Source organism: Butyrivibrio sp. NC3005 (assembly GCF_000424545.1).
Taxonomy (GTDB): domain Bacteria; phylum Bacillota; class Clostridia; order Lachnospirales; family Lachnospiraceae; genus Butyrivibrio.
In genome coordinates this window covers 48,090-57,848 of sequence record NZ_KE384208.1, presented here as the reverse complement: position 1 = coordinate 57,848, position 9,759 = coordinate 48,090, and the positions used below count along the sequence as shown (strand labels likewise).

The following is a 9,759-nucleotide window of genomic DNA, read 5'->3' as shown; positions in this document are numbered from 1 at the left end:
TTGTCACTTATATTCAGAAACTCGCATTTACTGCGAGTTTCGTGAGAACAAAAGTCAAGCGGCAAACTGGTCCAAGGCGAAGCCTTTTTAAATGGCCAGTTTGCGTAGTTTTTGGAACGTAGTGACAAAAATCTATACTTTCCAAACAGGATATATTTTCTCCTGCAAAATATTTTTACTCTAAATATTTCTTGCTAACACACTAAAAAATTCACTACTATTAAAGAAGGAAAAGAAAATGGTATTATTTTTTGATATTGATGGAACTCTATGGAATTACAAAAATGAAATCAACGAAAAAACAATCGAAGCTATCAGAACTGCAAGAAAAAACGGTCATAAATGCTTTATTAACACAGGTCGTTCCAGAGCTTTTGTAAAAGATAAAAATCTTCTTGGCATTGGATTCGATGGAATTGTTTCTGGATGCGGCACAATGATTGAATATAATGATGAAGTTATTTTTCAAAGGCTAGTACCTCAAAACGAAGCAATAAGAACTGTTGAAACTGTTAGGAAATATGGTTTTAGACCAATTCTTGAAGGTCCAAAGCATCTATATCTAGAACTTAAAGACTTCCAAGGTGACATGTATGGAGATAAAGTCATAGAAGAAATGGGCGATGCTCTTTATTCTATAGACCAGCACTATGGCAAATGGGAAATGCAAAAATTATCCTGTGCCACTAAAATTCCAACTATCCAAAGAGACAAATGTTTTGATGAACTCTGTGATTTATATGATTTCATGATTCACTCTGATTTAGTAGTAGAGATGGTACCAAAAGGATTCAACAAAGGTGTTGGAATAAAGAAAGTATGTGAACTATTAGATGAAGATATTGCTAACACCTTTGCCTTTGGTGATAGTATTAATGATAAAGAGATGCTCCTTGCAGCTGGTGTTGGTGTAGGTATGGGGGAAACCTATCATGACCTTACTGAATATGCCGACTACATTACTACATCTTTAGAAAATGATGGTATTTGGAATGCGATGAAGCATTTTGAATTAATCTAATAGATTCTGAATAAATTTAACAAGAAGTCATAGGTTATTGTTTTCATCAGAAAAATCAAGAATCGTACCAGACCAAAATTTGTCGTTAAGACAAATTTTGTCCTGCGAAGCAGGATTCTTGCTGATGATTATCCTAAATCTCAGCAAGAAGTCATGACTTCTTGTCACTTACATTCAGAAACTCGCATTTACTGCGAGTTTCGTGAGAACAAAAGTCAAGTGGCAAACTGGTCCAAGGCGAAGCCTTTTCAGATGGCCAGTTTGCGTAGTTTTTGGAACGCAGTGACAAAAAACTATAGGTTATTGTTTTCATCAGGAAAATTAAAAAAGAGCCATGACCACTGCCTGCAAAAGTTCTCCTACTACCACAAAATATCCAGCAGTATCACCTGTTACTCCTCCAAACTGCTTTTCACACATTTTTTTGTAATATAGAGCAAATACTATGTTTACCATAATGCTCAAAAAAGCAGTCTTCCATTTTATTAAAACTCCCAAAGCGCAGAGTACTACTATAAAACCTGATAGTAGAACAATATCAAAAGTTCCGCTTTTCTTTGTTTCCATGTTTAGCATTCCGTCTTTTTTAGCTCTTGGATACAGAATAGAAGTCAGTGCGCAAAATGCTCTTACATTTCCAAAAGACAAACCTACAAGATATATATTTTTAAAATTATTCTCTGTTGTATTTCTTTCCAAAATAAGATAAATAAAAGCAATCCACAAGATTATAACTACTATTGCTCTAATAACAGCAAATGCACCAATATGTGGATCCTTCATAATCTTTAATTTCTCTTCTTTCGATTTATAAGAATGTTTTGCATCCTCAACATCCATAAATCCATCAAAATGAAATCCTCCATTCAAAATAAGCGGAACAACGCTTAAAATAAGGGATATAAATAATACCGGAAGTTTAAGAAATATACCGATTTTCGCTATACCTATACTGATAGCACCGATAACAATTCCTACCAATGGTAAAAATGAAATTGCATGTTTCATTTCTTCCTCATTCCAGACAAATACAGGCATAGGAATTATAGAATACAATGAAAAAGAAATAATAATACTCCTTAATAGTTTCAAAATAAGTCCTTTCTGACAATAAAACCACCACTATTCAAACACATAATTTAAGCACTTTCTCATACAACAGTTTTTAATTAACTATCTTCTGCAAAAAAGCAGCAACCATTATTTTGGTGGATTTATTATTATTGTCTCATCCACTTTTTTACTTAACAAACTATTAACCTCATCTGTTAGCTGTACATATCTTCTTGTATCTTCATCATATCCTTCCATCTCAGTAGGAAAGCTGTTTGATACAATTACAAGATTTTTAGAATTTCGAGCTAGTTTTAGCACTGATTCTGCAATTTTTTTTGCAATCTCATGAATTTCTTTAGAAGCATTTCTACTATCATGCATTTCATTTCCGACTAGATTCGACAAGCACTCTAGAAGAATAGTTTTAGATGACAATACAGGTATCTCATCTACCAGTTTATCTACATTTATAGGGCATTCAATTGTAGTAAACCCTTTTCCCTGACGCTGCTTTCTATGCTTTTTTATTCTGTTTTTTCCTTCTTTGTCAAAAGGTATCATAGTGGCAACATATACTCTTTCGCCTTCACTTGAAAGATTTATTGCAATTTCTTCTGCCTTCTGAGATTTTCCACTATCTGGGTAGCCTATTATAATAATTGTCATTTCCAACTTCCATCTTTCTGTTTTTTTATTTGGACGCCTTGATTAATTGTTTTTATATATCTGTATATCTAATCAATATCTTTTGTATTCATCCATATTGTAATCTTCAAATCTAGAAGCATTTTGATAAAAATCAAATGCCATATCTATAAGCGGGAAAAGCATAATTGCTCCTGTTCCTTCTCCTAACGCCATATTTCCTTCAATATATGGATTAAGTCCTAAATCTTTAAGCGCAAGCTCTAATCCGTTTTCTCTACCTTTATGAGATGCTATCATGTATTCTTCACAACCATTAACAAGTCTTTTTGCAGCAACTGCTGCCGCTGCGCTTATTACTCCGTCTATTATAACAGGCACTTTTTCAATAGCACCTCCTATAAAAAGTCCTGTAATACCTGCAATATCCAATCCTCCCAGACAACGCAATATTTCAAAAGCCCTTTCCTGTTCATTTTTTATTTTCGAAAAATCGCATCTATTGCGTGCCTTTTTTATAACTTTTTTCTTTCTTATAAGTCCTTCATTATCTAATCCGGCACCTTTTCCAGTTATTAAATCGCTGTCTATTCCTAATATTTCAGAAAGAACTGCAACTGATGTTGTCGTATTTCCAATTCCCATTTCACCAGTTGATATAACAGTATATCCTGAATTTTTTAATTTAGATACAAGATTTATTCCTTTTTCAATTGCACATAGAAGTTCTTGTGTAGTCATAGCATCTTCGACTGCAATGTTACCAGTTCCTTTTCTAACTTTCATATCGATAACACCTTCTATGCAAGAATCCGAATCAATACCGATATCAACAGGAATAACTGTTGTCTTTGCAGACCTTGCCAATATGCAGGCGGAGCTAATACCTTTTCCAAGTGCTATGGCAACAAGTTTTGTAACACTCTTATCGCTCTGCGATACTTTTTCTTCTACAACGCCATTATCTGCACAAAAAATCACTGCTACCCTTTTGCTGACTTTAGCATCAACATTATGTTGTATTGCCGCAATCCTGCAAATAAGTTCTTCAAAATCTCCCAGGCCATCAATAGGTTTAGAAAGTAAGTCCCATCTTTTTTTCGCATCTTTATAAATCTCTTTATCTGCTTTTTTCACTTTCAAAGAAAATAGTGTTTTTTTGTCCAACATAAAAACCTCTTATTTATAACAAAAAAATTGCCACGAAGAAACTTAACGTGGCAATAATTTTTAATCATTAGCTTTTTTCATTAATGCTTTCCTGACTACGTTCTTTGGATCTTTTATCAAAACATAAACAATCCAGATAATCATTGCAAAAGCAATAACAGATAATCCTAAAAATGCATCGTTTATCATATCTGGAAGCTCAGGTCTAAAATAATCAGCCTTGAGCCTTGCATATTCAAATACTGCATCCACAAACCACATGATTGATGCACCCCAGAACATAAACATCAAAACGCCAAGTTTCATATCGTCATTTTTGCGATTATACCACAGAATTGTAGTGATAATAGCTGCAAATACTGTTATAAGTAGTGTCATTTTTCTTTTCTCCCATTAGCTTGACTTTATTTGGCAATTGACTTGGATGATACTTCTCTTTTTACAATAATATCTGCAGCAACACACATACCTACCCATACTGCTGTAATTAGAAGTGACATCGACACACCTACTGTACCCATTTCATGGAACATTTCCAACATATCTTCCTTATTGTCCATTGCTGTAAGAAACGGAAAATAAGGAACTACTTCACCATGCCAAACGTGTTCAAATGCAAGGAGCGCAGAACCTCCCCACAAAAGTTTTGATAACCAGCCAAGTTTTCTGCTAAACGGAATCTTTCCGATATCCTGAGCCGGAACCTCTAATTTCTTCTCTTTCTTTGATTCAATTTTTTTTACAATTTCAGTCACTACGCCTTCGCCCGCAGGCACTAAAAAACAAGCCATCTTTTCCCTCCAAAACCACAAAACTTATTACCGACTATTAATCAATATTTAACCTTTTCTGGCATACAGCTCATCAGCTCTTTTTCTGGAATATTTACAAAAATAGCCACAAGCTTTTCATCCAGCTGAGAACCAGCTACACTTTTTAATATATTTATCGCTTCTTCATGAGTTTTAGGATTTTTGTAACTCCTTCTCATAGTAATAGCTGAATATGTATCACATACAGCTATTATCTTAGAAGCAAGTGGGATATCATTTCCTTTTATTTTATAATATCCATTCCCATCAATTCTTTCATGATGATATAAAATCCAGTCAGAAATTCCATCAAAAGTTAGAATAGGTTCCAAAATCTTTACTCCAACTTTAGGATGAGTTTTCATAACTTTCCATTCTTCATCACTAAGTTTTTCAGGCTTATTCAAAATTGATTCAGGAACTCCCAGTTTGCCAACATCATGTAAAAGCGAAGCATACTCTAAACTTATTGGATTTATTTTCTTTTTCATGCTACTAGGAAGATAGTTATAAAAAAGCATTGTTAAGTTTTGGACATGTCTACTATGTCCATCAAGATTAGAATCCCTGGCATCAATAACACCAACTAAAACTTCTGCTATATCGATACTTCGTTCTTTCGCGGTCTCCAAAAGTTTAGACATAAGTGTAATTACTATTGCAACGAAAACACTGCCCCAAAACAAAATCATGGCAATCATAAGATCAGGTTTTGAACATACTCCAACAAATATGTACCCCATAAGAAAAAAGATAAGAAGAATCTTTGCCAGTCTTCTCCAAAACATATCTTTTTTACTTACAGAAGATATAACATCCTGCGTAGAATGGATAAAATTAGAATATCTTATGATATTCGTAATCATAAGAATAGCTCCAACTACGATTTCCAGATGAATTAGTATGTTCATTTGAATCCTCACAACCTAAACGTATGTTTGCACGACTCATTCAGCAAAAAAAACAAAAGATTTAGAATTTTACAATCTCAGGCTCTTTTATAAATGAGCTGAAAGTTGCTGTGGCATCTTTGATATAAAAAACTTCTGTGTTGTCGTCATCTGCTGAATACATTCCTTTAAGCTGCGGATATGCATCAAGCATTGAAATCTTTGCTTCAATTCTGTCATCTTCAACAAGCGTTCCTGCTACCCTAAGCCATTCGCCATTTTTGAATGCACAAATTTCAACCTTAGGATTTGTATGAATCTGCTTAGATACATCCTTAGATTTACCTGTTTGAATATAAAGTTTTCCTTCAAAAATGTGTGCTGTACCAAAAGGTCGTACACGAGGCTGATCGCCATCAACTGTAGCAAGATAATACGTTCCTGCTTCTTTTAAAAACTTCTCTACTCTCTCCATGATTACTCCCTTCTCTTTATTTGTTATGTACTTGCTAAAACATTTTAATTTTAGCACCCACTTTCAATTCCTACAAGATAAGTATGAAATAAAAATTAAAACTTTTGCTTTCTTATCAAAAATTTGAAACCGTTTAATCAAATCTTTACCATAAAAACAAATTTATTTCACATGGAAAAATCCATTGCTCTTTTAAAAGCTTCATAATTAGAATTATCATGTCCATGCGAATATATTGCAAATTCTACCTGTTCAAAATATTTTGCATAGGAAAGCATTAGATATTTGTAGGCATTCGCAACTATTGTCGGGTCATTCTGAAATACTCCACAGCCAAACGCTCCAAGAATAAGTACATCAACGTCATTAGCTGCGGCACACATAATAATATGTTTTCCCCTCTTAAAATGAAGTTCCTTAAGTCTTTCCTGATTTATTTGCCTTTTTGCTCCATCTCTGCTATCAAGAGCCTGGCGAAGATTTGGGGCGCTACAACTGATTACATCCACTGTTGTCCATAACGATTCAGGCAAAAGTTGTGGAATATCTTCATCTGATTTAAAAATAATGACGTTAGGAGAATATATACAATCATTAGTATGAAACGGATTTATAGTTCTTTGATTAACCGAATAAAAATCATTCCATAACCATTCCTGATCCAATGATTTGTATAAAGTACTGCATCTGCAAAGGCTTTCTTCCTGTGCCACTGCTCCGCTTAATACACCTCCGCCCGGATTCGTAGCAGAAGCGAAATTCAAAACTGCAATCTTTTTATCAGGATATTGTGCATGTCTTATTCTGGCAGCATCAAAGGTTGTATCTGTCGAAACGCTTACAATACCTGCATGGTTCATTTTCCTGTTTACGTCCAATTCTTCTCCATGCCTATAAAGTTTAGTATTCTCCCTGCTTTCTTTTACTGCGTAAAACAATGTACGAGTTTTCTCACATCTTTTTTCGGTATCTAAAAAAACTTCCTGAAGCTTATTTTGTCTATTCCTCATCTGACTATACAGCATCAAAACCTCCGTTTTATTCATGTATCTACGTCAGTATCTTCACTTTACTTCAAAATCAAAACAACTTCTTATCTTTGCGTATGGTCTAACTTTTGAATCAGCAACTTTCACATGTTCCTTAGAAATGGCATAATTTTTAAGAGCCTCAATGTTTTCAAAGGTCGAATCAAGCATTAAATCAGCATTTGAAGACTCGAGTCCGTCTATATTAACTTTTATTTCTACTATTCCAGGAATCTTATCTTTTAAGGCTTCTAAACCGTTTTTTATTTCTTTTTTTATAGCTAACTTTTCCTGAGATGATAATTCTTCTTTCAATGTCCAGATAATAATGTGTTTTACCATATTTTTACCTCCAAATTAATACAATTATACCATTAAATGCAGTATTTACTCACAAATAATTTTAATTACAGTATAATACTTAAAATCTGTTTATTGAGAATTTTTATTTGTTTTTTAGAAAATGATTATTTGTATCACAATGCACAAGTCTTAGCCTTATAGTAAATACTTATATTATCGCTTTTGACGAAATATCATCCAGACAACTTTTATTACAATTGCTATTATCATTAGTTATAATTGTGCACACAACCTGTCTTATATGAACTTTTTTCTTTTCGATATGTAAATTTTCCTCTTGAAATATACTATATTTCGTGATAGACTAATCGACGGTTTTTGCAAAAAAATATCAAAATATGATACTTTTTATGATTATTTAGGTTGCGAAAAAAATCGTATGTTTAATACATCAGAGTAAAAAGAAAGGAAAGTTCCAGCCTGTTTAAAACAAAGTGTTGGATAAGAAAAATCAATGAAAGAAATATTACAAAAATTCAGCATTAAGAATCTAAAAATTGGATTTAAGATTTTACTCCTCGTTTTTCTTGGAGTGTTCGGAATGATTCTTATTGGTTCATCAGGCTATCGCTCTCTGAAAAGGGCAAGTGCCGACATTGACAATATGTATAATAGAAAATTAAGCGCAATTCGTCTTTTAGGAAACGAAGTTAATTATATGCGCATGATTCAGGTACGTATTGTAAAGCATATCCTTGATCCACAAGATGAAGAAATTAATAAATCAATTGATGCTGCTATTACAAGTTTCGACGAAACCTGGCCACAATATAGTAAACTTGCAAATCTTGTTCCAGAAGTAGCTGCTAAGCTTCCAAAAACTGAAAGCGATTGGGACACATTCAAAAAAGGAATCTACGCTTCAAGAAAGCTTGCTGATGAAAACAAGCAGGATGAAGCATGGACCTACTATAAATCAGTTGAAGCAGGAATCACACAGGAACTTTTGCACGATTTGACAGAACTACAGCAAATGGCTGATGATAACGCATCTATTCTTAATAAAGAAATAAAAGAAACCAACAAGAAAGAAAGTATGTTTATTCTTTTATGCATTGCTGCTTGTCTTACAACACTTATAACTCTTTCATTTTTTATCGTAAGAGCCATCACAAAATCCTTAAAGGAAATGATGTATAATATTGACTCCATGAAAGAGGGCGATTTTAGAATTACTGAAAACACCAATACTAGAGGCGATGAATTTGGTCATGTTGCAAATGCAATTTACGACATGAAAAAATCTCTCAATACACTTATGCGTGATGTAAACTCTTCTGCCGAACAGCTTGCTGCTTCTTCTGAAGAACTCTCTGCTTCCTCTGACCAGTCTGCTCAGACTTCAAATATGGTAGCAGAATCCACTCAGGGTGTTATTGACTCTGTTATGCAGCAGCATAATGCTGTAGGAGAGAGTTCTAAATCTGTTGAAACCATGCAGTCTTCTGTAAATATGATTAAGAAACAATCAGACACAGTAGCAAACAATTCCAAAGCTGCAGCTAATCATGCTCTTAAAGGAAATGAAGCTATTATTGAATCAGTAAATCAGATAAAGCTTGTCGAAGAAATTGTTGAAAACACTTCAAAACTTGTAAACAAACTTGGACAACGTTCAATAGAAATTGGAGAGATTGTTGATGCAATTACTAGTATTTCAGCTGAAACAAACCTTCTTGCTTTAAACGCAGCCATTGAAGCTTCTCATGCAGGAGAATATGGAAAAGGATTCAACGTTGTTGCAGATGAAGTTAGAAACCTTGCCAATGAGTCTGCTAATTCCGCTAAGCAAATTGCTGAGATAATATCTGCAATACAGGAAGATACACGTCTTGTAGTTGAATCTATGAACGAAGGTAAAGATGCTGTAATAAAAGGCTCAGAGAAGGTACAAAATCTTACACATGTATTCGGAGACATCACAAAACTTGTAAATGATGTTTCCATAGAGATTTCTGAAGTTTCAACATCCATAAATCTTATGGCTGATAACATGAATACTATTGAAGAAAGTGTAAGTTCAATTCAGGATTATGGAAATAATGTTTCTACTGAAATGCAGAATGTATCAGTTGCAACTCAGCAGCAATCTGCTACTGCACAAGAACTTGCAGCAGCAAGTGAATCGCTTGCAAGCCTTGCACAGGAACAGCAAATAGCACTTTCTAATTTCCAGTTTTAAAAATATAATCATCAGCAAAAAGTATGACTTCTTGTCACTTACATTCAGAAACTCGCATTTACTGCGAGTTTCGTGAGAACAAAAGTCAAGCGGCAAACTGGTCCAAGGCGAAGCCTT

At 33.9% G+C, this 9,759-nt stretch carries 11 protein-coding genes; 2 read left to right on the top strand and 9 right to left on the bottom strand.

The annotated features are described in order from the left end of the window. Positions 1-238: 238 nt before the first annotated feature. Positions 239-1,021, top strand: a complete 783-nt coding sequence (locus G634_RS0116850; protein WP_026506251.1) for a Cof-type HAD-IIB family hydrolase — start codon at positions 239-241, stop codon at positions 1,019-1,021. A gap of 321 nt (positions 1,022-1,342) precedes the next feature. Here the strand turns inward: G634_RS0116850 and G634_RS0116845 are convergent, their stop codons facing one another. From G634_RS0116845 to G634_RS0116805, 9 genes are all read right to left on the bottom strand, one after another. Continuing rightward, positions 1,343-2,113: an adenosylcobinamide-GDP ribazoletransferase gene (locus G634_RS0116845; protein WP_026506250.1), complete on the bottom strand. Its 771-nt coding sequence runs from the start codon at positions 2,111-2,113 to the stop codon at positions 1,343-1,345. 108 nt (positions 2,114-2,221) lie between these two features. After that, the gene (locus G634_RS0116840; protein WP_026506249.1) at positions 2,222-2,743 is read right to left on the bottom strand and encodes a bifunctional adenosylcobinamide kinase/adenosylcobinamide-phosphate guanylyltransferase; all 522 of its coding nucleotides are present in this window, start codon (positions 2,741-2,743) and stop codon (positions 2,222-2,224) included. A 72-nt stretch (positions 2,744-2,815) separates the two neighbouring features. Continuing rightward, positions 2,816-3,892 carry a nicotinate-nucleotide--dimethylbenzimidazole phosphoribosyltransferase gene (cobT, locus tag G634_RS0116835; protein WP_026506248.1) on the bottom strand — a complete coding sequence of 359 codons (1,077 nt, stop codon included), beginning with the start codon at positions 3,890-3,892 and terminating at the stop codon, positions 2,816-2,818. 60 nt (positions 3,893-3,952) lie between these two features. Then, a complete protein-coding gene (locus G634_RS0116830; protein WP_026506247.1) occupies positions 3,953-4,270 on the bottom strand; it encodes a hypothetical protein in 318 nt (105 codons plus the stop codon). Between the two features lie 26 nt (positions 4,271-4,296). After that, complete coding sequence (locus G634_RS0116825) at positions 4,297-4,683, bottom strand: hypothetical protein (protein ID WP_026506246.1); 387 nt, start codon at positions 4,681-4,683, stop codon at positions 4,297-4,299. A gap of 41 nt (positions 4,684-4,724) precedes the next feature. Next, the gene (locus tag G634_RS0116820; RefSeq protein ID WP_026506245.1) at positions 4,725-5,615 is read right to left on the bottom strand and encodes an HD-GYP domain-containing protein; all 891 of its coding nucleotides are present in this window, start codon (positions 5,613-5,615) and stop codon (positions 4,725-4,727) included. A 61-nt stretch (positions 5,616-5,676) separates the two neighbouring features. Next, on the bottom strand, positions 5,677-6,069 hold the full coding sequence (locus G634_RS0116815; RefSeq protein ID WP_026506244.1) for a pyridoxamine 5'-phosphate oxidase family protein: 393 nt from the start codon (positions 6,067-6,069) through the stop codon (positions 5,677-5,679). 167 nt (positions 6,070-6,236) lie between these two features. Continuing rightward, entirely contained in the window at positions 6,237-7,094 is an 858-nt protein-coding gene (locus G634_RS0116810) for a TIGR02452 family protein (RefSeq protein ID WP_051234223.1), read from the bottom strand. Positions 7,095-7,133: 39 nt separating this feature from the next. After that, complete coding sequence (locus tag G634_RS0116805; protein WP_026506242.1) at positions 7,134-7,439, bottom strand: Dabb family protein; 306 nt, start codon at positions 7,437-7,439, stop codon at positions 7,134-7,136. 475 nt (positions 7,440-7,914) lie between these two features. Between G634_RS0116805 and G634_RS0116800 the strand changes: the two genes are divergently transcribed. Continuing rightward, positions 7,915-9,642 carry a methyl-accepting chemotaxis protein gene (locus G634_RS0116800; RefSeq protein ID WP_081676700.1) on the top strand — a complete coding sequence of 576 codons (1,728 nt, stop codon included), beginning with the start codon at positions 7,915-7,917 and terminating at the stop codon, positions 9,640-9,642. Positions 9,643-9,759 lie beyond the last annotated feature (117 nt).